The sequence below is a fragment of the Streptomyces sp. NPDC048671 genome, assembly GCF_055587045.1.
Map to the genome: position 1 here is coordinate 79,832 of NZ_JBVJHB010000013.1, position 23,943 is coordinate 103,774.

At 64.4% G+C, this 23,943-nt stretch carries 19 protein-coding genes and 3 pseudogenes; 14 read left to right on the forward strand and 8 right to left on the reverse strand.

The features are described 5' to 3' along the window. Nucleotides 1-337 precede the first annotated feature (337 nt). Both ACZ6S6_RS25915 and ACZ6S6_RS25920 read left to right on the forward strand, forming a co-directional pair. A complete protein-coding gene (locus ACZ6S6_RS25915; RefSeq protein WP_469707076.1) occupies nt 338-6,655 on the forward strand; it encodes an RHS repeat domain-containing protein in 6,318 nt (2,105 codons plus the stop codon). 58 nt (nt 6,656-6,713) lie between these two features. After that, a complete protein-coding gene (locus ACZ6S6_RS25920; protein ID WP_362962102.1) occupies nt 6,714-6,980 on the forward strand; it encodes a hypothetical protein in 267 nt (88 codons plus the stop codon). 89 nt (nt 6,981-7,069) lie between these two features. On the opposite strand, the gene ACZ6S6_RS25925 is transcribed toward ACZ6S6_RS25920, so the two are convergent. Next, nucleotides 7,070-7,468, reverse strand: coding sequence for a transposase (locus ACZ6S6_RS25925; protein WP_469707077.1), 399 nt, complete (start codon nt 7,466-7,468; stop codon nt 7,070-7,072). A 358-nt stretch (nt 7,469-7,826) separates the two neighbouring features. Between ACZ6S6_RS25925 and ACZ6S6_RS25930 the strand changes: the two are divergent. The 6 genes and pseudogenes from ACZ6S6_RS25930 to ACZ6S6_RS25955 all read left to right on the forward strand — a co-directional run. After that, a pseudogene (locus tag ACZ6S6_RS25930) lies at nt 7,827-8,163 on the forward strand (RHS repeat-associated core domain-containing protein); the annotation flags it as partial. Between the two features lie 847 nt (nt 8,164-9,010). Then, nucleotides 9,011-9,397 (forward strand): hypothetical protein, encoded by a 387-nt coding sequence (locus tag ACZ6S6_RS25935; protein WP_362967559.1) that lies wholly within the window; start codon nt 9,011-9,013, stop codon nt 9,395-9,397. Between the two features lie 51 nt (nt 9,398-9,448). Further along, nucleotides 9,449-9,961, forward strand: a complete 513-nt coding sequence (locus ACZ6S6_RS25940; protein WP_469707078.1) for an integrase core domain-containing protein — start codon at nt 9,449-9,451, stop codon at nt 9,959-9,961. A gap of 93 nt (nt 9,962-10,054) precedes the next feature. Next, nucleotides 10,055-10,468 (forward strand): hypothetical protein, encoded by a 414-nt coding sequence (locus ACZ6S6_RS25945; RefSeq protein ID WP_362960459.1) that lies wholly within the window; start codon nt 10,055-10,057, stop codon nt 10,466-10,468. Nucleotides 10,469-11,643: 1,175 nt separating this feature from the next. Next, the gene (locus tag ACZ6S6_RS25950; RefSeq protein WP_362960462.1) at nt 11,644-12,177 is read left to right on the forward strand and encodes a hypothetical protein; all 534 of its coding nucleotides are present in this window, start codon (nt 11,644-11,646) and stop codon (nt 12,175-12,177) included. 1,706 nt (nt 12,178-13,883) lie between these two features. After that, nucleotides 13,884-14,335: pseudogene (locus tag ACZ6S6_RS25955) on the forward strand (hydroxymethylbilane synthase); the annotation flags it as partial. On the opposite strand, the gene ACZ6S6_RS25960 reads toward ACZ6S6_RS25955, so the two are convergent. Together ACZ6S6_RS25960 and ACZ6S6_RS25965 are read right to left on the reverse strand one after the other, a co-directional pair. Next, nucleotides 14,322-14,609 (reverse strand): DNA-binding protein, encoded by a 288-nt coding sequence (locus ACZ6S6_RS25960; protein ID WP_362960465.1) that lies wholly within the window; start codon nt 14,607-14,609, stop codon nt 14,322-14,324. The pseudogene ACZ6S6_RS25955 and the gene ACZ6S6_RS25960 sit on opposite strands and share 14 nt — an antisense overlap. A 159-nt stretch (nt 14,610-14,768) precedes the next feature. Continuing rightward, nucleotides 14,769-15,200: a DUF8189 domain-containing protein gene (locus tag ACZ6S6_RS25965; RefSeq protein WP_362960467.1), complete on the reverse strand. Its 432-nt coding sequence runs from the start codon at nt 15,198-15,200 to the stop codon at nt 14,769-14,771. A 303-nt stretch (nt 15,201-15,503) separates the two neighbouring features. On the opposite strand from ACZ6S6_RS25965, the pseudogene ACZ6S6_RS25970 reads away from it, so the two are divergent. After that, nucleotides 15,504-15,643: pseudogene (locus tag ACZ6S6_RS25970) on the forward strand (FAD-dependent oxidoreductase); the annotation flags it as partial. Here the strand turns inward: ACZ6S6_RS25970 and ACZ6S6_RS25975 are convergent. From ACZ6S6_RS25975 to ACZ6S6_RS25985, 3 genes are all read right to left on the reverse strand, one after another. Next, nucleotides 15,609-15,995, reverse strand: coding sequence for a hypothetical protein (locus ACZ6S6_RS25975; protein WP_362960470.1), 387 nt, complete (start codon nt 15,993-15,995; stop codon nt 15,609-15,611). The pseudogene ACZ6S6_RS25970 and the gene ACZ6S6_RS25975 overlap by 35 nt on opposite strands. A 240-nt stretch (nt 15,996-16,235) precedes the next feature. Further along, nucleotides 16,236-16,433: a DUF397 domain-containing protein gene (locus ACZ6S6_RS25980; RefSeq protein ID WP_362960473.1), complete on the reverse strand. Its 198-nt coding sequence runs from the start codon at nt 16,431-16,433 to the stop codon at nt 16,236-16,238. Nucleotides 16,434-16,444: 11 nt separating this feature from the next. Next, nucleotides 16,445-17,299 (reverse strand): helix-turn-helix domain-containing protein, encoded by an 855-nt coding sequence (locus tag ACZ6S6_RS25985; protein WP_362960475.1) that lies wholly within the window; start codon nt 17,297-17,299, stop codon nt 16,445-16,447. A gap of 255 nt (nt 17,300-17,554) precedes the next feature. Between ACZ6S6_RS25985 and ACZ6S6_RS25990 the strand changes: the two genes are divergently transcribed. Further along, on the forward strand, nt 17,555-18,007 hold the full coding sequence (locus tag ACZ6S6_RS25990; RefSeq protein ID WP_362960478.1) for an ATP-binding protein: 453 nt from the start codon (nt 17,555-17,557) through the stop codon (nt 18,005-18,007). A gap of 212 nt (nt 18,008-18,219) precedes the next feature. Here ACZ6S6_RS25990 and ACZ6S6_RS25995 read toward each other — a convergent pair whose 3' ends face one another. Next, the gene (locus ACZ6S6_RS25995) at nt 18,220-19,116 is read right to left on the reverse strand and encodes a glycosyltransferase family 2 protein (RefSeq protein WP_362960481.1); all 897 of its coding nucleotides are present in this window, start codon (nt 19,114-19,116) and stop codon (nt 18,220-18,222) included. 210 nt (nt 19,117-19,326) lie between these two features. Next, nucleotides 19,327-20,175, reverse strand: coding sequence for a C40 family peptidase (locus ACZ6S6_RS26000; RefSeq protein ID WP_469707079.1), 849 nt, complete (start codon nt 20,173-20,175; stop codon nt 19,327-19,329). 792 nt (nt 20,176-20,967) lie between these two features. On the opposite strand from ACZ6S6_RS26000, the gene ACZ6S6_RS26005 reads away from it, so the two are divergent. Genes ACZ6S6_RS26005 through ACZ6S6_RS26020 form a run of 4 tightly spaced genes read left to right on the forward strand, consistent with a single transcriptional unit; the run spans nt 20,968 to nt 23,932 of the window. After that, entirely contained in the window at nt 20,968-21,327 is a 360-nt protein-coding gene (locus ACZ6S6_RS26005) for an NADH-quinone oxidoreductase subunit A (protein ID WP_123460983.1), read from the forward strand. 18 nt (nt 21,328-21,345) lie between these two features. Beyond that, nucleotides 21,346-21,900, forward strand: coding sequence for a NuoB/complex I 20 kDa subunit family protein (locus ACZ6S6_RS26010; protein WP_024491742.1), 555 nt, complete (start codon nt 21,346-21,348; stop codon nt 21,898-21,900). Further along, the gene (locus ACZ6S6_RS26015; RefSeq protein ID WP_362960487.1) at nt 21,897-22,610 is read left to right on the forward strand and encodes an NADH-quinone oxidoreductase subunit C; all 714 of its coding nucleotides are present in this window, start codon (nt 21,897-21,899) and stop codon (nt 22,608-22,610) included. Before ACZ6S6_RS26010 ends, ACZ6S6_RS26015 begins: the two co-directional genes overlap by 4 nt. After that, nucleotides 22,610-23,932 carry an NADH-quinone oxidoreductase subunit D gene (locus ACZ6S6_RS26020; RefSeq protein WP_362960490.1) on the forward strand — a complete coding sequence of 441 codons (1,323 nt, stop codon included), beginning with the start codon at nt 22,610-22,612 and terminating at the stop codon, nt 23,930-23,932. Before ACZ6S6_RS26015 ends, ACZ6S6_RS26020 begins: the two co-directional genes overlap by 1 nt. The last annotated feature ends 11 nt before the right edge of the window (nt 23,933-23,943 follow it).

The following is a 23,943-nucleotide window of genomic DNA, read 5'->3' on the forward strand; positions in this document are numbered from 1 at the left end:
ATGCTATTCGTCTGGACTTTTGTCCGCAAAGTTCCATTAAAGAAGTCCCCTCCCGGGTCTGATCGATTCGCAGACTAGAGCGTGATCGATCGGTGAAGCGTGTGCTTTTTTGGTGAGTTCTGGCGAAGGGTTTCAATGAGGCCGAACTTGGCTCGATCGGGTCACATCGAACCGAGCAAGTAGTTGCATACCGCATCAAAATGAACGCGCTGGATTCCTCAAGTTGGCTTGAATCCGCCAAAGATGTGCAGACGTTGAGTGAGTTGCGTGTGTACGGAGTGCTAGCTTCCGTGCCCAACTGTGTTCCTTGTATCGAACAGTTGGGGGAGTTTCGCGCATGTACTTGGGTGGGGGCGTCGACACGAGACGCATGGGGCGGCGGGTGCGGCTGATAGCCGTCGCGCTGACCGCGTTCCTTTTTGCGAGTTTGCTGGCCGGACCTGTTGTGGCCGCCGCCGAGCTACAGCTGCTGAAGCTGGCGAAGTCCGACCCCGTACCCACGTCCGAAGTGAAGAAACAGCCGGATCCGAAACCCGACCGGGCGCTCCAGCACCCCTGGAAGCAGCCTCGGGTCACCTGGCCGGAGGCGGGCACCGCCACCGCAGAGCTTCGCCGGACCGGTTCCCTCAAGGCAGGTTCCCTGCCCGTACGCGTGGGCCCGGCTGCCGGTAAGGCCGGCGCTGCCGGCAAGGCCGGCGCGACAACGAACCCGACGGGTCCCGAGCGGGTCCAGGTGCAGGTACTCGACCGCGCGGCCACCCAGAACCTGGGCGTCGACGGGGTCGTACTCGCGATCAGGCCCACAGAAGGGGACCGGGGCGCGGTGGACGTCCAGGTCGACTACTCCGGATTCCGCAATGCCTACGGCGGGGACTGGGCCTCCCGCCTGACCCTGCGGCAGCTGCCTGACTGCGCTGCGACGACTCCGGGCCGGAAGGGCTGTGCTGTGGGCCGGACGCTGCCCACGAGCAACGACACCAAGGCCGGCTCCCTGACGACGCGGCTGACTCTCCCCACGGCCGCACCCGCGCTCGCCGCCACGGACGAGGCATCGGTTCCGGCGCCCGTCACGGCGCACGGCCAGGAACTCTCGCTGGCCGATGGGACGGTTCTCCTCGCCGCGACGGCGGCCGAGTCGGGGCCGTCCGGCAACTTCAAGGCGACGTCCCTCGCCCCGTCTTCTTCGTGGGCTGCCGGGGGCTCGAACGGCGCGTTCTCGTGGAACTACCCGATCGGCGTCCCGGACGTGCCCGGCGAGACGGCGCCCGACCTGAAGCTGAGCTACTCCTCGCAGTCGGTGGACGGGCGCACCGCGTCCACGAACAACCAGGCCAACAGCATCGGCGACGGTTGGTCGATGGAGCCGGGGTACATCGAGCGCCAGTACGTCTCGTGCTCGGACGACACCAAGAACAGCAACACCACCGCCAAGGTCGGTGACCTGTGCTGGAAGAAGGACAACGCCGTCATCAACCTCGGCGGCCAGTCCAACAGCCTTGTCAAGGACACGGTCTCGGGCGAGTGGCACCTGGAGAGCGACGACGGCACCAAGGCCGTCAAGCTCACCAACGCGGACCTGGCCAACGGGGACAACGACGGCGAGTACTGGCGCGTCACCACCCCCGACGGAACCATCTACTACTTCGGCTACAACCGGCCCCAGGGCTGGGCCACGGGCAAGGCCGAGACCAACTCCACCTGGACCGTTCCGGTCTACGGCAACCAGACCGGAGAGCCCTGCCACGCCACGGCGTTCAAGGACTCCTGGTGCCAGCAGGCGTGGCGCTGGAATCTGGACGCGGTCATCGACCCGCACGGCGATGCCATGACGTACTACTGGGACAAGGAAACCAACTACTACGGTCGTAACGTCAACCCGTCCACCGGTGACTCCACTGCCACCGTCTACGACCGCGGCGGTTCCCTCAAGCGCATCGAGTACGGCCTGCGCTCCACCAATTTCTACGAGAAGCCGGCGGCCAAGGTCGACTTCACGACCTCCGAGCGTTGCCTGAGCGACTGCGGAACCTTCGACAAGGCTCACGCGAAGAACTGGCCGGACGTTCCCTTCGACCGCTACTGCGCCTCGGGCACCCAGTGCAAGGACCGGTACTCCCCGTCCTTCTGGAGCCGCAAGCGCATCACCAAGATAGATACCTCGGTGCGGGTCGGCAGCGCGTACAAGCCGGTCGACACCTGGGCCCTGGCTCAGCAGTACCCGAGCACCGGCGACGGCAGTGACCCGGCCCTGTGGCTGGCCTCCATCACCCGCACCGGGCACACCGGCACCGGCGACGTCACCCTGCCGGCCGTCGGCTTCAAGGGCCTGACGCTTCCCAACCGCGTCGAGGGCGCCACCACCGGCGGCGATCCGGACCCCGTCCCGGCGATGTGGCGCTACCGCGTCTACGGCATCAACACGGAGACCGGGGGAACCCTCGGCATCACGTATTCACCGGCCGACTGCAAGGCCGGCGACGTGCCGTCCCCCGCGTCCAACACGCGACGCTGCTACCCCGTGAAGTGGTCGCCGCCCGACGCACCCGCCGCGAACTACGAACCGTATCTGGACTGGTTCCACTCCTACGTCGTCACCCAGATCCTGGAGACGGACAACACCGGTGGAGCCCCGGCCAAGCAGACGAACTACAGCTACCAGGACGGCATGGGCTGGGCCAAGTCCAAGGACGACGAGTTCACCACCGCCAAGCACCTGACCTACAGCGACCGCAAGGGCTACGGCCGCGTCCGGGTCCGCACCGGCGCGGCCCCCGACCAGCGGACGCTCAAGGAGTACCGCTACTTCAGGGGCATCGACGGAGCGGCCGTCAAGGACCACGAGGGCGTCGCTGTCACCGACAAGGAGGCCTTCGCGGGGATGACCCGCGAAGAGGCCACCTACAACGGTGACGGCGGCAAGCTGGAATCGACGACGAGCTTCGTACCGTGGCTGTCCGCCGCCACCGCCACGGAGACCAGGGCCGAAGGCCTCCCCGCGCTCAAGGCATACGCCACCGGCGGGGAGAGCGAGCAGACGCGCACGGCTGTGGGGGACGGGTGGCGCACCACCCGGGTCCAGCGGACCTTCGACGCCGTGGGCCAGATCCTCACGGAGTCGGAACTCGGGGACACCGCGAAGACGGGCGACGAGCAATGCACCACCACGACCTACGCCCGCAACGCGACGGCCAACATCCTCACGCTCGTCTCCGAGGCCAAGACCGTTGCCCGAGCGTGCGGTACCACCCCCACGCTGCCCGATGACCTGATCTCGGCACAGCGGAACTACTACGACGGTGCGACCAGCCTCACCACCGCCCCCGTCAAGGGCGATGTGACCCGCCTGGACGAACAGGACGCCAAGGGCACCGGCTATCTCACCACCGCCACCCACACCTACGACCAGCACGGCCGCGAGAAGACCGCGACCGACGCGCTGCAGAACACCACCACGACCGCATACACCCCGGCCACCACCGAAGCCCCCACTTCGGTCAAGGTGACCAACGCGTTGAAGCACGAATCCACCACGACCTACGAGCCGGCCCGCGGCGTCGCCACCGCGGAGGTGGATGCAAATGGGAAGCGCACCGACGCGGTCCATGACGGCCTCGGCCGCGTGCTGAAGGTGTGGGAGCCGGGATGGGCCAAGGCCGACCACGCCGACAAGCCGTCCGCCCAGTACAGCTACACGATCTCCAAGACGGCTGCCAACGCCGTCGCCACCAGCACGTTGAAGCAGAACGGCGACTACCGCACCACCTACGCGCTGTACGACGGGCTGCTGCGCGAACGCCAGACGCAGGCGCCGGCCAGCGGCACCCAGGACCGCATCATGACCGAGACGATGTACGACACCCGTGGCTGGGCCTGGCAGTCGTACGCCGCCTACTACGCGACCGGGCTTCCCTCGGCGAAGCTCGTGTCCACCACGGTGAACAAGGTCCCGGCCGCGACACAGAACCTGTTCGACGGCACGGGCCGGATCACCGACTCGCTGTCGGTCAAGTACGGGGACGAGCAGTGGCGCACCAAGACGGCTTTCGGCGGTGACCGGACCACGGTGATCCCGCCGAAGGGCGGAACCGCCTCAACCACGGTGACCGACGCGCGTGGCCGCACGACCGAACTGCTCCAGTACACCGACACAGCACGGACCGCGTCACAGAAGACCACGTACACGTACGGAAAGTACGACGAACCGAAGTCGGTCACCGACCCGGACGGCAACGTCTGGAGCTACACCTTCGACAGCCGTGGCCAGAAGACCGTGGTCGACGACCCGGACCAGGGCGAGGTCCACAGCACGTACGACGCCGCCGGTCGCGTCACGGCTGCGTCCAACGACCGTCACATCACCCTGACCACGGAGTACGACAAGCTCGGACGCAAGACCGGCGTCAAGCAGGGCGACACCGTACTGGCGAAGTGGACCTACGACACCCTGGCCAAGGGGCAGCTCACCAGTAGCACGCGCTACGTGGACGGCGCCGCGTACACCACCGCCGCCGGGGCCTTCGACGACCGGTACCAGCCCACGTCCACCACCACCACGGTTCCCTCCGCGGCCGGAGGGCTGGCGGGCACGTACACCTGGACCTACGGCTACAAGCCCGAGACCGGTGCTCTGCTCTGGACGCTGAACCCCGCTGTCGGGAACATTCCCGCCGACCGCGTCACCACCAACTACAACAGCGACGACCTGCCCTTCCGCGTCAGCGGGGGACTCGGCGTCCTGGTCTCCAACACGACCTACGACGAGTTCTCCCGCTCCCAGCGACTCGAGTACGGAGCCACGCTGGGCAAGAAGGTCTACAAGTCCCAGATCTACGACGAGCACACCGGCCGCGTGACCCGGCAGATCACCGACCGGGACATCGCACCCCAGCGCGTGGACGACACCTCGTACTCCTACGACCCCGCCGGTAACGTCACAGGAGTGACATCGGTCAGCGGCCAGGACGCGCAGAAGTCCACCGACACCCAGTGCTTCAAGAACGATCCCCTGGGCCGGCTCTCCGCGGCATGGACCGCGAAGACGGACTGCGCCACTGGTCCTTCGACAGCGACGGTTGGCGGGCCCGACGCCTACTGGCAGAGCTACGGCTACGACGCCCTGGGCAACCGCACCGAGCAGACCGACCACGCCGCCACGACCACCGGCACGGACGCGACCACCACCTACACCCACCCCGCGCCCGGAACGGGCCTGCCCCACGGTGTGCAGCAGGCCACGGTCAACGGCGGCCCGGACAACGGCCGCACCAGCACCTTCGAGTACGACGAGACGGGCAACACCACCAAGCGCACCATCGGCACCACCACCCAGAAGCTGACCTGGGACCCGGAGGGCCACCTCGCCACCCTCACCGAGGCCGGCAAGACCAGCAGCTACCTCTACGACGCCGACGGCAACCGGCTCATCACCAAGAACGCCGACGGCTCCAGCACCCTCACCCTGCCCGACGGCGACCAGCTCGACCTGGCCGCGAACGGCACCAAAACCGGCACCCGCTACTACACGCACAACGGAGAAACCGTCGCGGTCCGCACCGGCGGAACCATCTCCTACCTCATCAGCGACCATCAGGGCACCGCGATGAGCGCCATCGCCGTAGGAACCCTCGCCATCACCCGAAGGAAACAACTCCCCTTCGGCCAGCTCAGATCCTCACAGTCAACGGCCTTCGGGAACCGCGGCTTCGTCGGCGGAACCAACGACCCCACCGGCCTCACCCACCTCGGCGCCCGCGAATACGACCCCACCCTCGGCCGCTTCCTCAGCGTCGACCCCGTCATCGACACCGCTGACCCGGCCCAGATGAACGCCTACAGCTACGCCCACAACAGCCCCCTCACCAAATCCGACCCGGACGGCCTCCGCCCGGACGGCCCGGCCGGCGGCGCCACGTACAACGACGACCGCTGGGCAGAAGACCGTGGAATGAACGCGGGCTACACCTACAAGAGCGGCAAATGGGTCTGGCACCAGACACCCAAGTCCTGGTTCGACCCCCGCTACCAGGCATACAGGGCAAAACCCAGCACCTACAAGGTATTCCACTACAATGCGCAGGCGGTAGCTGCGAAAAGAGCTCAAGCTGTCAAACTAGCGGCCGCCCGAAAAGCTAACGCCGATGCCGAGCGCCGCGAGATGGGCGTCAAAGAGGCCATCTCGGAGATGACCGTCGGAAACCTGAAGAAGTTGTGGAACAGCTACACTTCGGGAGATACTGCGGGGCGCTGCCTTAGCGGTTCAGCGGGATTCATAGTCGGGGGCACTGGGCAAGTCTGCTTGGTCACTACCAAGCGCCCCGACGGAAAGACAGACTATGGGCTGTCTGCCAACTACGGCGCGGAGATGTTGTCGTTCGGGGCCGGTCTGCAGTACGAGATGTATGGCAGCAACGCTGACGATTTCGAACAGCTGCGAGGCGACAGTACCGGAGCTAATGCATCCCTTGGGATGGGCGTGCAAGTCTCCGGCAGTCACGAATACGCCATAAATCGGTCGGGGAATTCGGTTACTGTAGTACGAAATAGTCGCGGAGAGCCTGTCACGGCCACCTCCTTGGCTGCAGGGGCCGGGGTTGGGGTCGAAGTAGGTGTACAGAGCGCATATGGCACTAGGATAGGGCACCTCTTCACCCGGTAACTTTGGCGATCACTTGAGGCGCACGGACCTATCAGTCCGTGCGCCTCCGGAGGTAAGAATGTACGAAATGATCCTTGCGGCTCGAACCTCGCATTCTGTGAACTACGGAGAACTCACCATCGGGGCAATTGTCGCTATATTTGGATCCGTCCTGGCATTGAACACTCGAGGCTGCGCCGAGGCGGCTGCCGACTTCTTGGGAAATAAGGCGTTCCCGGCCCTCTATCACAATGAAATCTTCTTGAGAGTTCCGGCCGCATTCTTTGCAATATTGGGGTTGATATTCGCTTTGATAAACATCAAAATTCTATTCTTTGGGTTCTAGTACTTCAGTCACGCTTCTTCATTTGTCCTGGCCGCAGGGCCCTTTTGAAGCCTAGTGTTTCGTGATCCCGTTCATGTCAGTTCGAGTTGTTATTGACGAGTTTCTTCACGTTGGTCGCGACGAGTCTGACCTTCGCGAGGACCTCGCCAGCGGTCGCGGTCCAGGTGAACGGGTTCGCGCTCTCGTTCCAGGAGTTGATGTAGTCGCGGACCTGCTTGATCAGGACGTTGACGCTGGAGAAGGTTGCCGCGGCCGATGGACTGCCGGGTCAGGATTCCGAACCAGATCTCGATCAGGTTCAGCCACGAGGACCCGACGGAAGTGAAATGAAAGTGGACGTGCGGGTTCTTGGCCAGCCACTCCTTGACCTCCGGGGTGGTGTGCGTCGAGAGGTTGTCCAGGACGACATGGATGTCCTTCTCGGCGTGCGGTCTGACGCCTTCTTCAAGAAGGCCAGGAAGTCCTTGCCGTTCCGGGTCGGCTTGCACTCGCCGATCACTTCGCCGGCGGTCACGTTCAGGGCGGCGAACAGGTTCGTGGTGCCGTGCCGGACGTAGTCGGCGGTGCGCTTCTCGCTCGTCGCCTGGATCTGCGTCTTCTCGTCAATCGAGAGGACCACCGCGCCACCAGGTGGGGCGAGGTAGAGGCTGATCACGTCGGCGACCTTCTCCGCGAACGTGGGGGCCTTCGAGATCTTGAAGGTGCCGTTCCGGTGCGGCTTGAGATGCTCCTCGCGCCAGATTCGCGCGATGTAGTGCCAGGACACGGAGATGCCCTCGGTCCGCTTCAGGTATTTTGCCAACTCGCGTGTGGACCAGTGCGAAAGCTCCGTGCCATCGACAAACCGCAACCCAGAGCGGCACCGTCTCCTACCTCATCAGCGACCACCAGGGAACCGCGATGAGCGCCATCGCCGTCGGAACCCTCGCCATCACCCGAAGGAAACAACTCCCCTTCGGCCAGCTCAGATCCTCACAGTCAACGGCCTTCGGAAACCGCGGCTTCGTCGGCGGAACCAACGACCCCACCGGCCTCACCCACCTCGGCGCCCGCGAATACGACCCCACCCTCGGCCGCTTCCTCAGCGTCGACCCCATCATCGACACCGCAGACCCGGCCCAGATGAACGCCTACAGCTACGCCCACAACAGCCCCCTCACCAAATCCGACCCGGACGGCCTCCGCCCGGACGGCCCGGCCGGCGGCGCCACGTACAACGACGACCGCTGGGCAGAAGACCGTGGAATGAACGCGGGCTACACCTACAAGAGCGGCAAATGGGTCTGGCACCAGACACCCAAGTCCTGGTTCGATCCCCGCTACCAGGCATACCGGGCAAACCCCAGCACCTACAAGGTATTCCACTACAACGCCGCAGCGGCGGTTGCCGCCAGAGCCGCACACGTGGCAGCGGCTGCTGCCGCCAGAGCCAAGGCACAAGCGGCAGCGCAGGCCAGAGCCGAGGCAGAACGCCGCAAGAAGGACGGTGTCCTTGTGAGCGTCCTCAAGGGAAACTACGGAACGGCGTGGAACAAGTCCAAGCCGGCCCTGCAGGGTGCCATAGGGAAGGTCAACAAGTTGGAGAGTCATCTGGCTGGTGCCGCCTACGAGACTCTGGCACGCGTGTCTGGGGCCAAATGTTTTGAGAAACAGGGCCTGACAGTGTGCCAGTCAGCGCAACCCATGTACGGACGCGGAGGGACGAACGTCGGAGGAACTTACGTCACGGGATTTGAAAAAGCTTACGTCGAAGACGACCGGCTGGATCACGAAAGAGTGCACACGAAGCAGTGGCAAAAGTCGGGGTTCCTCTTCGTGCCGAAATATTTCATGGCTGGAACTGACCCCTGTCACAACAGGTATGAGATCGACGCAGGTCTAGGGAAAGGTGGATACCTCCCATGCTGAGAAGGTCGGCAAGAGCGTCAATCACGACACTGCTTCTCCTCGCCGCTGCCCTAACCTCCTGCAAGGGGCCCTATCCAAGCGCACTGAGGTTCGGGTATCGATGGGACGACCACGGGAACGTCGTGATCGCCTACCCCATCTGCCCGGCGAGCAAGGTGTCCAGGGCCAAGGTCTACGTCCATGTGGAGCATGGGGAAAAGGTCAGCTCGAAGACGTTGTGGAGCGCAGAAGGGGCAAATTCCGAAGAGGTAGCACAAGGGCTTTTCTCGGTAGGATCACCAGATAGCTTCCGTCACGAAAATAGACCCCTTATAAGTAAGCTGCCCGGAGGGTTCTATGTAAGTGTGAAAGAAATCAAGCGGGATGGTGATCGGGAATCCTCCAGAGGGGACTGGATAGATCAGTCGGTCCGCCCTTCATCCCCATTGAAGCCTGGCGAATACGTGACATCGGGCGGCAAGATCGTCAGCCGGAAATGGGTGAACGACCAGATGAAGTGCGACAAGTGAACCGTTCCGGATTTGATCGAGGCTCGTTTCCTTGGAAGGATCGAGTCCGTTATGGCGAAGCGATATCCGAAGGAGCTCAAGGAGCGGGCCGTGCGTCTGGTCCTGGAGACTCGTGATCAGTACAAGACGGAGTCCGCGGCGACGAACAAGCAGACCCCGCTGGTTCTGTCCGCACTGGAGATGGGGCTGTGGCAGCGCGACCGGGCCGGAAACCCCGTCACCGCACGGGAGTTGATCCACCACTCCGATGCCGGCTCGCAGTACACCAGCTTCCGTCTCGCCACCCACCTGGCCGCCGAACAGATCGCCGCATCCATCGGCACTGTCGGGGACGCCCTCGACAACGCCCTGATGGAATCGACCATCGGGCTCTACAAAACGGAACTCATCAAGCCGCAACGGCCCTGGAAGGCGCTCAGCGACGTCGAGTTGGCCACCGCTGAGTACGTCGACTGGTACAACCACCGTCGGCTTCACGGTGAGATCGGACACGCCCCACCCGCCGAATACGAAGCCACCCACTACCAAAACACACAAGAACCCCAGGTCACAGCCACAATCTAGAGTCTCTATCGAACCCGGGGCGGTTCAGCCGAGGCACAAGCGGCAGCGCAGGCCAGAGCCGAGGCAGAACGCCGCAAGAAGGACGGTGTCCTTGTGAGCGTCCTCAAGGGAAACTACGGAACGGCGTGGAACAAGTCCAAGCCGGCCCTGCAGGGTGCCATAGGGAAGGTCAACAAGCTGGAGAGTCATCTGGCTGGTGCCACCTACGAGACTCTGGCACGCGTGTCTGGAGCCAAGTGCTTTGAAGATCAAGGGCTGACAGTGTGCCAGACAGCGCAACCCATGTACGGACGTGGAGGGACAAACGTTGGTGGAACGTATGTCACGGGGTTTCGAAGAGAATATATCTACCCTCAGCGATTGGAGCATGAGAGAGTCCACACCAAGCAGTGGGAAAAGTCGGGATTCAGCTTTGTACCCAAGTACTTCACGGCTGGCATGGACCCTTGCCAAAACAGGTACGAGATCGATGCCGACCTAGGGAAAGGCGGATACCTTCCGTGTTGAGAAGGCCGGGAAGGACTGCAGTTGCGGCGCTGCTTCTCCTCACCGCCGCCCTTACATCGTGCAGAGGGCCGTATCCAAGTTCGCTGAGGTTCGGGTACCGATGGGACGACCACGGGAACGTCGTGATCGCTTACCCCATCTGCCCTGGGTACAAGGTGTCGGGTGCCGATATCACCATCCGGGTGCAGCACGGCGAGAAGAGTAGCTTCAAGACTTTGTGGAGTGCTAAGGGTGCTACGTCCAGCGAGGTGGCACGAGGCATTTTCACGGTGGGAGCGCCGGACAGTTTCCGTCAGGGAGGAACCCCCCTCACGAAGGCGATACCTGAGGGGTTCTATGTTGGTGTCGACGAAATTTCACGCGATGGTCATAAGTCTGCCAAGGGTGACTGGATAGACCAGTCAGTTCGACCATCCTCGCCCTTGAAGGCTGGGGAGTACCTGACGTCGGACGGAAAGATCGTCAGTCGGAAATGGGTGAACAATCAGCTGAAATGTGAAAGCGCAGCCTGAGCGCGATGCGCGTACATTCGTGAGACTTCTGTAGAACGTGCAAACGCGCTCGCAGTTCGCGAGGGTGGCGGCTCTCACCCCTGGAAATCCGTCACCCTCAGAGGTGTCAGCGAGTAATTGGCTGTCACGATCACCTAAGGGTCAGATACTCATGCTCAGTGGAATGTGCGGCCGGGATGGGTGCCTTTCGGCCACCGCGTATGGGTGCCGCTTGGCCTGCTTGGTCGATCGGGAAATCGATTCCTATTTCGTGCCGATGAGTAGTTTGGGCATGGGATATTTTTCTTGATGTTCGTTTCGCTCTGTGCGCGCGAGTAAGGGAACCGTGTTTCGGGAAGAGGTGAGCCTCCGGGAAGGGGACATTTTCCTGGCCATGTGCGAAACCATCCTCACCCCTGAAGGATGGAGAATACCTGACGTCGGAGGGAAAGATCGTCAGCCGGAAATGGGTGAACGACCAGGTGAAATGTGAAAGCGCATCCTGAGTCCGTTGATCGGGCACCTTTGCCCGCCGGTACGGCAGTCGGTCCCTTGCGCGGGACGCCAACTTATTTGATCGCCTACAAACCTCACCTCTCCCCGGCGAGGGCGGGTACACCCACTGATCCACGTGAGCGGGCACTTACTATTTTGGATAATTTTACAGCCGTCACCCAAAAAGGCGTGAAATTCTACAGCAAGGTGCGCTACCTGGGCCTGGCTGCGACCGTTGCAATGTTCGGGGTAGGGGCGTTCGTTGCACTAGTTCCAGGGAAAGTGGAGGAATCATTGATCAATAGGTCACTCACAGGTGGAACCCTTAGCGTCACGATTGCCTGGATGGCATGGGTACTCGCCGTTCGCCCCCAGATAACGCTGTCCGAAAGATCGATCAAAGTGCGAAATTGGGTAACGGAGAGCGTTATCCCCTACGGACAAATAAACAGAGTGAGCGTCAGCAACGGGCTGACCTTCAAACTCAGAGACGGTAGCGAAATCAAGGGACGCGTGGTAAGCGCCTCGATGATTGGCCAGCTCGTTGGCTATCCATCAGCCAAGCTGATCAAGCGTGAAATTCTCCCATTTATGAGCAGCGCGGATCATCACGAAAACGAAAGGATACTTCAGACCTTTTCCTTGTCTCTGAGAGTTCCACTGGTTGTCGCAGCGCTTCACACGCTACTGTACGGACTCTCAAGATACATCTTCCACGTGTAGCGACGAACCGTCATGATATCGACAGGGCGCGATAAACTACTGCGCCGGTGTTCCTGGTCCGTCCTTTGTGGCGCATTGGTTGCCCCGTTCGGAATTGGCATGGCAGCAGTGGTGTGCAAGGTTACTTCGGTCAATGGGTTCAGGATCAGCCGGCAAGGAATCCCCGTCTTCTCCAGAGGTAAGAATGTACGAAATGATCCTCGCGGCTCGAACCTCGCACTCTGTCAATTACGGAGAGCTAATCATAGGGGTAGTTGTCGCCATTATTGGATCCCTCCTGGCGTTTAACATTCGAGGCTGCGCCGAGGTGGCTGCCATTTCTTGGGGGATGAGGTGTTCTCGGTCCTCTATCGCAATGAAATCTTCTTGAGAGTTCCGGCCGCATTCCTTGCGGTATCGGGGTCGATTTTCGCTTTGATAAACATCAAAATTCTATTCCTTGGGTTCTAGTACTGCAGTCGCGCTTCCTCATTTGTCCTGGTCCATGTTTACTCCTCTTGGCCCCGCTGCGGTCGCTGCGTTCTACCTCGGTACGGCTCTAGCTGTCGCAACAACGGCAGACGCATGCGTAAGGAAGAACTGGAATGGATGCGCAACTGGGGCGGTAGGTGTGGGATTCATAGGTGTCGGATTTGAGGCAGCAAAGGCATCAGAATCAATGTTTAGGTCGGCCGGGGAATTCGGGGAAGCTTAAAGGTGGCGCAATCGGCGCTGGGGCATATCTCGCGAAGGCGGGCGGCAAAGTCGCCGGCGCTGGCTCCATACTTGCCACTGGTTTGGGCATAAGCTCACCAATGCTCAACCGGGATCGCGATTGATCGAATTTGAGGGAGTAAAAAATTATGGAAGAGCAGCCACCTCGGGTAAGCCGAACCGAAAGCGGTTCAAAGGTGCCTACGTCCGCTCGCCTCCTTCTTTGGTACGCAAGGAGGCGTGGGAAGTCAGGGCTGCTCTTCCACTGTGCGATGCGAGACAATTTTCGTAGCATGACACTCAAATGGTCGATCGTCACAATTGAGTGGGGAGGGGAGACGCTTTGCGGGATGAGCGGCACTACCTTCAAGCGCCCCATGTTCGTCGGCTTGCCGCCAGGGGAGTACGAGCTCACCTTCCGGGTAATTCGGGCGCGCAGGAATCGGGGCACCGTGTTTCGCGAAAAAGTACTCCTTCGTGAGGGAGACGTATTCCTGGCGCTGTGTGAACCAATCCAGCCAAATGTTTTCTATCGGAAGAGTCCGACGGAAGACACCTGGAGGATTGGTCCAGTGGAATCCGGGCGGCGGGCGTGAAATGCCCGGTGCCCCTGACAAGCTACCCTCAATCGGTCGTGACGGCCCCGTCGGTTTCTCTGGCGGGCCGTGTCGGCGTTGTGGGCCGGCCGGACGCCCTTCCCAAGACCGTCGCGGCCTGTACTACCAACCGCGAACGCGCCCGACTCGTTGCCGACGCTTTGCGCGCCGGAGGATCCGAACGACGGGGTGGTCCCCAGCGGGGGACGATTCACGGTCGCAGAGCCCGATACCGGCTGCACCGAACCGCTGAGTGAGGTGGCCAAACCAGGTCAGCGGGCGTCGAGGCGCCCACGGGCTCGCCGGGTGGTGGTGCGGCGGGTGCATGGGCGCGGGCTGCCGGGGTCGCGGAAGGCGTAGGCGTCGCGGGCGACTGCCCGGCGCCCGGCGCCCGGGGCCGAGGTCTGTCGTGATGCCCTGCTGGCCGCCCGCCACCCGGGCACCGTCACCGAGGTCCTCCCGGTCAGGACATCTGGCGACAGGACGACCGGCGACAAGTGGATGGGGGATCTCGCGGCGATCGCGGGCAAGGGTGCGTTCAGGAAGGAGGCCGACCAGGCGCTCCTCGCGGGCGAGGCGGATCTCCACCCGGGGGCCTCCGCCTCGACGAGCCTCCGACCGGCACCCGCGTCGGCACTTCGTCGGTCCGGCGCATCGCCCAGCCGGCCCACCCGCACCCCCACCTGGAGTGCGTACCGATGTGGGGCAACGCCAACCGCCGCCTGGAGAAGCTCGCCGCCGGGGAGGCCAATGCCCTGTTCCTGGCCCTTGCTCTCCGATACGCGATCCTGACCGATGGGCAAGTGGTCTTGACCGTTCGGCCGGCGCCCAGCATCCAGGCGTCGATCGGTCCGCTCAGAACGAGAGAACGGTGTCCTTGAGTAGGCGCAGGGCCTTGCGCCAGCGGGGAGCGGTGGCGCGCCAGTGCTTCTCCGCTTCCACGCTGACGCGGGTGACGGCCAGGTCCTTGCCGGTGGTGCGGACCAGGTCGATCCGGTGAGTGTTGTGTGTCAGCGCGTTGAGATGGATCGGGCCAATACCCAGAAAGTGCGCGGCCTCTTCCTGAGTCATCCACTCGCCGTCCTCCGGGAGGTCGCAGCAGGAGAAGGGTATCTGCGGGAGGCCGTCGGTCCAGGTCTTCACTTATGCATTGTCGCCGAATCCGAATCCGAATCCGAGCACCAGGGTGGCGCCTGGCCCAGCGCAACTCGCACACCGGTCACGGTCGAGTGGCAGCTGTCCTGTGTCACCGATTCGTCCCCGGGGCCATGGTGCCCGGCCCGTCTCACTCGCCTGCGGCGGTCATGGGCAGTTAGGACCGTTCGGGGCCACGGTGCAGCTCACTTGCCAATTGGTCCAGGAGCCGTCGGGGTAGCGCATTCGGAACCAGTAGTTGTCGTCGCTGCCGATAGCCGCGATGGTGAAGGCCAAGAGGTTGTTCTGCAAATAGCCGATCTCGATGTGGCTCTGCACCCACCCGCCCATGGACACCCACCCGTTCCAGGAGCCGTCGGTACGGGTCCAGTTCGTCCACACCGCGTGATCGGAGCCGACGACGAACTCCTCCTTCGTCCCGTTGGGGAACTTCGTCGTCGTGATGTTGTAGTCGCAGAAGTATTTCTGCCCCTTGGTCGTGCAGTAAGACGCCGCCTGTGCCGGTGCCGCCGCGACACCCACCCCGGCGAAGGCGGCCAGAGCCGCAACTGCCGCGAGGGCACTCCTGAATCTACGCATGTCCATGTTCCTTTGCTGAGTAGCGTGGTCGTGCCGGGGAAGGGGGTGAGCCAGCGCCTCGACGTCCCCTGGAGAGTCAACATTCTCGGCCCCGCCGCTAACGTCCCGCTAATGTCCCGTCGGCGATTCGCTTCCGCCCGCGCGGACGAGCACTCCCGCGAGTCGCGGGGATGCTCCGTGAGCATGACCTGGCGCTTTCACGAAGCGGGCTGTCCGGCCGGTGGGCGCTGCGAACAGAACCCCGGACTCCTGGTCGGCTACGGACGCCGAAGTCCCCAATCCCTGCGAGCGCGAACCGAGGGCATGGCCACCCAGCGCGGTCTCATGTACCCGCTGCTGATGAAGTTCACCCTGAAGATGCTGTCCAACCTGACCGACCCGACGGTGGCGATGCGATGGACCGGATCATCAATGGCCTGACGAAGTTGGGCCCGCGGGCCTGAGTGTGAGGTGCAGCAGCGGGCGTACGTTCCATTCGATGTGGCGCCCCTTGCGGAGCAGGAGAGTGAATCCGCAGGGCTCGCCACGATGGAGCGCGCCGAGTGCCTGCACCCATCCGCCCTGGTCCGCCCAGTAGAGCGCACGCGCCGCTTCGCGCGGGGTCAGCCCGAGTACGTGGCTCGCGCGGAGCTGGACGCGGATGACGCGGATCGCTTCGCGGGGGCCGGGCAGGACGCGGAGGTCGACCGGTTCCGGGACGAAGCCGGTCGCGGGGGAGTACCGGAGTACTTCGAACCGGAACCCGCGTTCGACGCGGGCCTCTACGGAGGTGGGGCGGGGTGGCGACGTGCGCATGGTCGACCGTCCGATCGCGGTGTGGGGGCGCACGGCCCGCAACTGGCCTGAATGTGCGCAGAGTTACGGCGTCTCCTGGCGCGGTTGAGCGGTGCGCTCGACCGGGGGGCGACGTACGGTGACGGTAGCGCCACCCGGTCTTGCGGCGCAACCATGCCCCGGTGCATGTATGTGTTCGAGGCGTGCGGAAGCCCCCCGCCGCTGGGCAGGGGGCTCTCGTGGTCGATGCGGCTGACGGCCCTACTGGGCGAAGTGGTCGAACTCGCCGGCCTTGACTCCCTTGATGAACGCGGCGAACTTGGCCCGGCTCGTGGTGGTCACGGCGCCAGGATCGTCGCTCTCGCGCATCAGGATCTGTTCTGCGTCCTGGGCCACCTCGAGGCACTGCTCTCCGCCGCCGGAGAACGACGACTTCTGCCACCTGATTTCAGTGTTCATGCCGCGGATTATCACAGGTCGCGAGTGAGGTGGTGAATGAAGCTCCGCGACTCCTCGGGGTCCAGGCCGACCTGCTCCGCGTAGTCGAGCTGAAGACGGTACCGGTGCAGATCGGCCATGGCGTCCAGTTGGACGCCTTTGAACGGGGCGTCGATGTGGACGGTGTCCAGGTGCGGCGTGACCCCGCCCGCGTACAGCACGGTCTGTGTCACTTCGACGAACCTCTCGCTCGCGAAAGGGATCACGCGCAGAGTTATCGACGGGCGGTCCGACGCCTCCAGGAAGCGTTCCAGTTGGGCCCGTGCGACCTTTCGGCCGCCGACCCGCATCCGGAGGGCTGCCTCATGGACGATGACGTCGAATTTCGGCGGCTTCTCGCGGTCGAGTACCGCGCCCCTGCGCATGCGGTGCTCGACCCTCGCCTCCACTTCGTCCTCGGGGAGCTTGGGCAGCACGCCTTCGAACAGTGCGCGCGCGTACTCAGGGGTCTGGAGCAGCCCCGGCAGCGTCATGGCCTGGAGGCAGCGGAGGTAGCTCGCGTGGTGTTCCAGCTCCGCGATGTTCAGGAAGCCCGGCGCCAGCACGCCACGGTACTCGTCCCACCAGAACTGGCCCCGATGCTCCCGCGATATGGCGCACAGCGCCTCGATCAACGCGGCGTCGTCGCAGGCGTAGAAACTGGCCAGGCGGCGGATTCGCTCCTCGCTGATGCCGATGCGGCCCGATTCTGTGTGGCTGATCTTCGCCTGGTCGGTCGAGATGAGCGCGGCGGCCTCGCGGGCGGTCCGGCCGGCCTGCTCACGCAGCTTCCTCAGCTCGCAGCCCAAACGTGTCTGGCGCGCAGTCGGGTTGTCCCTTGGTGGCATGTCACCATCCTTCGCTCGTGTGCAGTCTCGCGTGCCGGGGTTATGACGGTCCACCCGATCGCGTGAAAAGATAGGGGCAATCTTGCTACGTGGCTATCTTGCTCTCTATGGTCCCACTGGTAGGTGCTCGAAGGCGTTGTTGCTCGAAGTGCAGTCATCCATGGGCAAGTTGATTGCCCGCCGGATCGATCGATGTCACGAGCAAGGCCCACCGCGCACCACCCCGGAGACCCGCACCCGTAGGGAGACCGCGCCATGACCTCCGTAACCGTTCCGCCCCCGCCCGCCCCGTACCTTCCGCAGCGCGGCGAGCGCTACCGGCTCGTCGCGCCGAACACCCCCCTCGCGCCCCGTGTCGCGCGGGACTTCGTGGGGACGCTGCTGCGGAGCACCGAGCATCCGGGGCTGGTCGACGACGCCCGGCTGTGCGTGAGCGAGGTGGTGTCCAACGCGCACCGCCACACGCGGTCGGCGCGCATCCGGGTCGACGTGATGGTGAGCCGGTGTCAGGTGATGGTCTATGTGACCGACGACGAACCGGGCCGGCTGCCGAATCCGGGCACCGCTCCCGACGCGGAGAGCGGGCGCGGACTCGTCATCGTCGAGAGCCTGGCCGGGCGGTGGGGGACCACGACGCGCGGTGGGCGGGTGCGGAACGCGAAGACCGTCTGGTTCGTCCTCGTCGAGCACGCCCGAGAACGCTTGTGAACAGGGGAACGCGGACCGTGCCGTCAACGGCCCTGCGGAGGCGTCCCAGGCCCTGGTACTCCAGCTGCCAGGCGAAACCCGCAGGTGTCAGGCCTCGAAATCCTGCTGACGTCTGTGTCATGGCGTTCGGCGATGACTGACGACGACGGCATGAGGGTCGTGGGTGCGCTGCACACTGTCCTGAGCTGATCCGTTCCGGGTCGTCCATCTGGTCAGATGACCGGTGGACGGCCCAGCCGTGTCATCCGCCAGACCGTTCTCCAGCGCATGGGCCGCCTAGGCGGGCATGGCGTCCGTACTCCTTCGAAGAACCCGCCCCACCACGCTCGAAGCCCAGACAGTGGCGGGCGGCGCACCATCGTGAGCAGTGCCCAGACCCCCAGATAGACGGGGACCAGGACAGCGGGAAGATGCCGACGGGCCAGCCACACCCGGTTGCGTGCCACGTTTCGGTAGTAGGCCGCATGCCGGGCCGGGGATGTACGGGGGTGCCGGAGAACCATGTCGGCCCGGTATTCGATGTCCCAGCCGGCATCCAGCGCGCGCCATGCGAAATCGGTCTCCTCGTGCGCGTAGAAGAACGGGGCCGGGAAGTCACCCACCTCGTTGATCACGCTCATCCGGATCGCGTGGCCGCCGCCGAGGAAGGTGGTTACCTTGCCTGAACGCATGGGGTCCGACGCGCGCAGACGCGGGACGTGGCGCCGCTGCGTCAGCCCCTCCTCGTCCTCGATACGGAAACCCGCTACGCCGAGGCCGGGTGACGCGGCGAAGGCCTCACGGATGAGCTGCATCGTGTCCTGGCGCGGCAGGAAACCGTCATCGTCCAGGACCACCACCACATCGATGTCGCCGCGATCCCGCAGGCGTTGCACACCGACATTGCGACCTCCCGGGATACCCAGATTCTCCGCCAGCTCGACGGCGTCCACCCAGGCCGGCATCGGCGGCAAGGGGGCACCCTGCCCGATCACAACGGTGGGTACCGGCCCCCCGTCCTGTTTCTCTACCGACTCCAGGAGCGCTGCCACCTCGGCCGGGCGATCACCCATTGTGAGAATCACATTGCCAAGCATGGGCGCAGAGGAAACGGGAGGCGTCTTGGGCATGATGCCGAGCTTAACGGTGCGGCAAGTGATGAATGTGAACCGCTTCCCGATCCTTCCTCCACGGGACAACCTCCATACAGGTCCTGCGCAAACGCCGAAGAGCCGCGGCTCCCGAGCGGGGGAGCGACGGCTCTTCGACGTGCGCCGAGGCGCTTGTGAATCCGTGAACTCAGAGGCGCGGCCCGGTGGGCGCGGCTCGGAGGACCTGGCTCAGAGGATGCGGACCGCACCCGTCGGCATGTCGTAGTCCAGGGAACGCTGCACCACACCGGTCGAGGAGTTCTGCGCGCCGACGAACTGGCCGCCGCCCACGTAGACCCCGACGTGGTACGCGCTGCCCGCGCTGCCCCAGTAAAGGATGTCGCCCGGCTGGAGGTTGCCGAGCCCGACCTGGGTGCCCGCGGTCGACTGGCTCTGCGAGACGCGCGGCAGGTCGACGCCCACGCTGCGGAACGCGGCCTGGACGAGGCCGGAGCAGTCCCACGAGTTGGGGCCGGTGCCGCCGGGCACGTACGCGTCCCCGACCTGCATCTGCACGAACGACACGACGGAGGCCGCGGAGCCCGTGGCGGAGGAGGAGACCGGTGCCGAGGTGGTCGACGCCGAGGAACCGGACGAGGAGGAGCCCGAGGAGGAGCCTGAGGGGGCGCTGAGCGTCGTGCGCTCGGCGGTGCGGGAGGCGCGCTCGGCGGCCTCCGCCTTGGCCTTGGCGGCCGCCTCGGCCTTCTTCTTGGCCTCGGCCTTGCGGACGGCCTCGGCCTTGGCCTTCTTGGCGGCCTTGGCGGCGGTCGTGGCCGCGGCCTCCTCGTGGGCCTGCGTCTCCAGGTCCAGGGCGACCTGCTGCGTGGCCTCGGCGGACGCCGCGACGGTGGTGGAGAGGCCGGCCGTGATGGTGGGCATCTCGATGGTCTGGGTCACCGGCTCGGCCTGGGCCGGAGCGGCAGCGCCTGCGACCGCGATGGTGCTGAGGACGCCACCGGCAACTCCGGCCCGCAGCGCCGATTTCGAGGCGCTCTGGCGGGGCTTCCGGTGGCTGGGTATGAGAGCGGTGTGGGACATGGGTACTAGCGCTATCAGGGCCTCAGGGGTCCCATCAAGAAACGTGTGTTGCGACACAGTTACGTCCGGAATCTGTGAATCCGCTTCCTGAGGGCCTTTATTGACGCCGTAACGGGCAAATCGGACGGACGTGATCAAGGTCGTGATCACGGGTTTTCGGCAATACGCCCGAATTGCCCGTCACCTACCATCCGTTCACACCATTGGCCAGGTCCGCTTATGTGGCGGGGGTGGTCGAGTGATGCAGGTCACAGCATGGTCTCGGTGTGATGGGCATACGAGCACCTCGCGCGAGGGGTGGGTCGTGAGTGTGGAACTGGCGGCGCGCGATGGCCTATTCGTCCGGAAGGGCGTTGATGTCCGGATGCTTCCACTTCGCGCACGGCGACCTTCTCCCGGATGCCCCCGGGGGGATCCCCTGGTCGCCCCAGACCGGGGCAGATCCCTATATCACCGCATCGCGTCCATCGCCAATTTGTCTGTAGCCACCACGGCTTGATAGAGCGGCACCTCTTTGACCAGCGGTAACGGCACCGGATGTCACGTCTCGTGATCACTCGGCCGCTTCGTGTACGAAGATCACCGCTCATCCGACTTCATGATCGTTCGTCAGGTGGTGGAGATCACAAAGGCGTTGTCGCACCCCGTGTCGCAGATCACAGGACCTCGGGCATAGGATGCGGGGCAGTCGGGCTTGTGAACTGCCTCACATGTGCACGATCTTGGTGAGGTGGCGAGCCAGATTGCCCGATGCGGTCCAACGGTCAAGGACGACTGGAAGGAGCGAGGAGCGTGAATGCCTACGCGCCCATCCTCGTGCTCGGCGCCCTCGGGGCAGGGTTTGCGATCTTCTCCGTGGTCAGTGCCACGCTTATCGGCCCCAAGCGGTACAACCGGGCAAAGCTCGAAGCGTACGAGTGCGGTATCGAACCCACCCCCACTCCAGCCGGAGGCGGCCGCTTCCCGATCAAGTACTACCTGACGGCGATGCTCTTCATCGTCTTCGACATCGAGATCGTCTTCCTCTATCCCTGGGCGGTCACTTTCGACGCCCTGGGTATTTTCGGGCTCGTCGAGATGCTGCTCTTCGTGCTCACCGTCTTCGTCGCCTATGCGTATGTATGGCGTCGCGGCGGCCTGGAATGGGACTGAGGGGCTGAGGGGCACACCATGGGACTCGAAGAGAAGCTGCCCAGCGGCTTCGTGCTGACCACTGTCGAGCAGGCCGCCGGCTGGGTACGGAAGTCGTCCGTATTCCCCGCCACCTTCGGCCTCGCCTGCTGCGCCATCGAGATGATGACGACCGGGGCCGGTCGCTACGACCTGGCCCGGTTCGGGATGGAGGTCTTCCGCGGATCGCCGCGGCAGGCGGACCTGATGATCGTGGCAGGGCGGGTCAGCCAGAAGATGGCGCCCGTTCTGCGGCAGGTCTATGACCAGATGCCGAACCCCAAGTGGGTCATCTCCATGGGGGTTTGCGCGTCATCGGGCGGGATGTTCAATAATTACGCCATTGTTCAGGGTGTTGATCATATCGTCCCGGTTGATATCTATTTGCCGGGATGTCCGCCGCGTCCCGAGATGCTGATCGACGCGATCCTCAAGCTCCACCAGAAGATCCAGGGCTCCAAGCTCGGGGTCAACGCGGAGGAGGCCGCCCGCGAGGCGGAGGAAGCGGCGCTCAACGCACTGCCCCTGATCGAGATGAAGGGGCTCCTGCGATGAGCGACCAGGAGCAGAACGCCAACGCCGTCCCCTCCCCGCGCGACGAGCACGGCGAGGTCATCGGCGTACGCAAGGGCATGTTCGGCGCCGGCAACAGTGGCGACACCTCCGGCTACGGCGGGCTCATCCGCACGGTCGCCCTGCCGGGCGCCACCTCGCGCCCGTACGGCGGCTGGTTCGACGAGGTGGCCGACGAGCTCGAAGGGGCCCTGGAGGAACAGGATCTCCTCCCGGCCAACGCCATCGAGAAGACCGTCGTGGACCGCGACGAGCTGACCTTCCACATCGCCCGCGAGCACCTGCTCACCGTCGCCAGGACCCTGCGCGACGACCCGGCACTGCGCTTCGAGCTCTGTACGGGGGTGAGCGGCGTCCACTTCCTCGGTGACAAGGGACGTGAGCTGCACGCCGTCTACCACCTGCGCTCCCTCACCCACGGCCGGCTCATCCGGCTGGAGGTGTCCGCGCCGGACAGCGATCCGCACGTACCGTCCCTCGTCGCGGTCTACCCGACCAACGACTGGCACGAGCGCGAGACCTACGACTTCTTCGGGCTCATCTTCGACGGGCACCCGGCCCTCACCCGGATCATGATGCCGGACGACTGGCAGGGCTTCCCGCAGCGCAAGGACTACCCGCTCGGCGGCATCGCCATCGAGTACAAGGGCGCCCAGATCCCGGCTCCGGACCAGCGGAGGTCGTACTCCTGATGACCACTCCCCACGCAACACCCAGGGCCACGACCGAGGGGACTGTATATACAGTCACCGGCGGCGACTGGGACGAGGTCGTCCAGTCGGCGGCCGCCTCCGACGACGAGCGCATCATCGTCAACATGGGTCCCCAGCACCCGTCCACCCACGGTGTGCTCCGGCTGATCCTGGAGATCGACGGCGAGACCGTCACCGAGGCCCGCTGCGGCATCGGCTACCTCCACACCGGCATCGAGAAGAACCTCGAATTCCGGAACTGGACGCAGGGCACCACCTTCGTCACGCGCATGGACTACCTGACGCCGTTCTTCAACGAGACGGCGTACTGCCTGGGGGTGGAGAAGCTCCTCGGCATCGAGGACCAGATCCCCGACCGGGCCACCGTCCTGCGCGTGCTGCTGATGGAGCTCAACCGGATCTCCTCGCACCTGGTGTGCATCGCCACCGGCGGCATGGAGCTCGGCGCCACGACGATCATGATCTACGGCTTCCGCGATCGTGAACTCGTTCTCGACCTCTTCGAGCTGATCACCGGCCTGCGGATGAACCACGCGTTCGTCCGGCCCGGCGGACTCGCCCAGGACCTGCCCGCGGGCACGGTCGACCACCTGCGCGAGTTCGTGAAGACCATGAAGAAGAACCTGCCGGAGTACGACAAGCTCGCCACCGGCAACCCCATCTTCAAGGCCCGTATGCAGGACGTCGGCTATCTCGACCTGAGCGGCTGCATGGCGCTCGGCGCCACCGGTCCCGTCCTGCGCTCCGCCGGGCTCCCGCACGACCTGCGCAAGACGGACCCCTACTGCGGGTACGAGGACTACGAGTTCGACGTCCCCACGGCGGACAGCTGCGACTCCTACGGCCGCTTCCTCATCCGTCTCGAGGAGATGCGCCAGTCGCTGCGGATCGTCGAGCAGTGCATCGACCGGCTCGCCCCCGGCCCGGTCATGGTCGCCGACAAGAAGATCGCCTGGCCCGCGCAGCTCGCGCTCGGACCGGACGGACTCGGCAACTCGCTCGACCACATCAGGAAGATCATGGGCACCTCCATGGAGGCCCTGATCCACCACTTCAAGCTGGTGACCGAGGGCTTCCGGGTCCCGGCCGGGCAGACGTACACCGCGGTCGAGTCGCCCAAGGGCGAACTCGGCGTGCACGTCGTCTCGGACGGCGGCACCCGCCCCTACCGGGTCCACTTCCGCGACCCGTCCTTCACCAACCTCCAGGCCATGGCGGCGATGTGCGAGGGCGGCCAAGTGGCCGACGTCATCGTCGCCGTCGCGTCCATCGACCCCGTGATGGGAGGCGTCGACCGGTGACCGAAGCACGT

What these genes read in the sequence shown, in the direction of transcription:
- ACZ6S6_RS25990 (WP_362960478.1), top strand. Translation starts at nt 17,555, where the DNA reads ATGACCTCCGTAACCGTTCCGCCCCCGCCCGCCCCGTACCTTCCGCAG.
- ACZ6S6_RS25915 (WP_469707076.1), top strand. Translation starts at nt 338, where the DNA reads ATGTACTTGGGTGGGGGCGTCGACACGAGACGCATGGGGCGGCGGGTG.
- ACZ6S6_RS26010 (WP_024491742.1), top strand. Translation starts at nt 21,346, where the DNA reads ATGGGACTCGAAGAGAAGCTGCCCAGCGGCTTCGTGCTGACCACTGTC.
- ACZ6S6_RS26000 (WP_469707079.1), bottom strand. Translation starts at nt 20,175, where the DNA reads ATGTCCCACACCGCTCTCATACCCAGCCACCGGAAGCCCCGCCAGAGC.
- ACZ6S6_RS26015 (WP_362960487.1), top strand. Translation starts at nt 21,897, where the DNA reads ATGAGCGACCAGGAGCAGAACGCCAACGCCGTCCCCTCCCCGCGCGAC.
- ACZ6S6_RS25920 (WP_362962102.1), top strand. Translation starts at nt 6,714, where the DNA reads ATGTACGAAATGATCCTTGCGGCTCGAACCTCGCATTCTGTGAACTAC.
- ACZ6S6_RS25975 (WP_362960470.1), bottom strand. Translation starts at nt 15,995, where the DNA reads ATGCGCACGTCGCCACCCCGCCCCACCTCCGTAGAGGCCCGCGTCGAA.
- ACZ6S6_RS26020 (WP_362960490.1), top strand. Translation starts at nt 22,610, where the DNA reads ATGACCACTCCCCACGCAACACCCAGGGCCACGACCGAGGGGACTGTA.
- ACZ6S6_RS25980 (WP_362960473.1), bottom strand. Translation starts at nt 16,433, where the DNA reads ATGAACACTGAAATCAGGTGGCAGAAGTCGTCGTTCTCCGGCGGCGGA.
- ACZ6S6_RS25995 (WP_362960481.1), bottom strand. Translation starts at nt 19,116, where the DNA reads ATGCCCAAGACGCCTCCCGTTTCCTCTGCGCCCATGCTTGGCAATGTG.
- ACZ6S6_RS25985 (WP_362960475.1), bottom strand. Translation starts at nt 17,299, where the DNA reads ATGCCACCAAGGGACAACCCGACTGCGCGCCAGACACGTTTGGGCTGC.
- ACZ6S6_RS25965 (WP_362960467.1), bottom strand. Translation starts at nt 15,200, where the DNA reads ATGCGTAGATTCAGGAGTGCCCTCGCGGCAGTTGCGGCTCTGGCCGCC.
- ACZ6S6_RS25940 (WP_469707078.1), top strand. Translation starts at nt 9,449, where the DNA reads ATGGCGAAGCGATATCCGAAGGAGCTCAAGGAGCGGGCCGTGCGTCTG.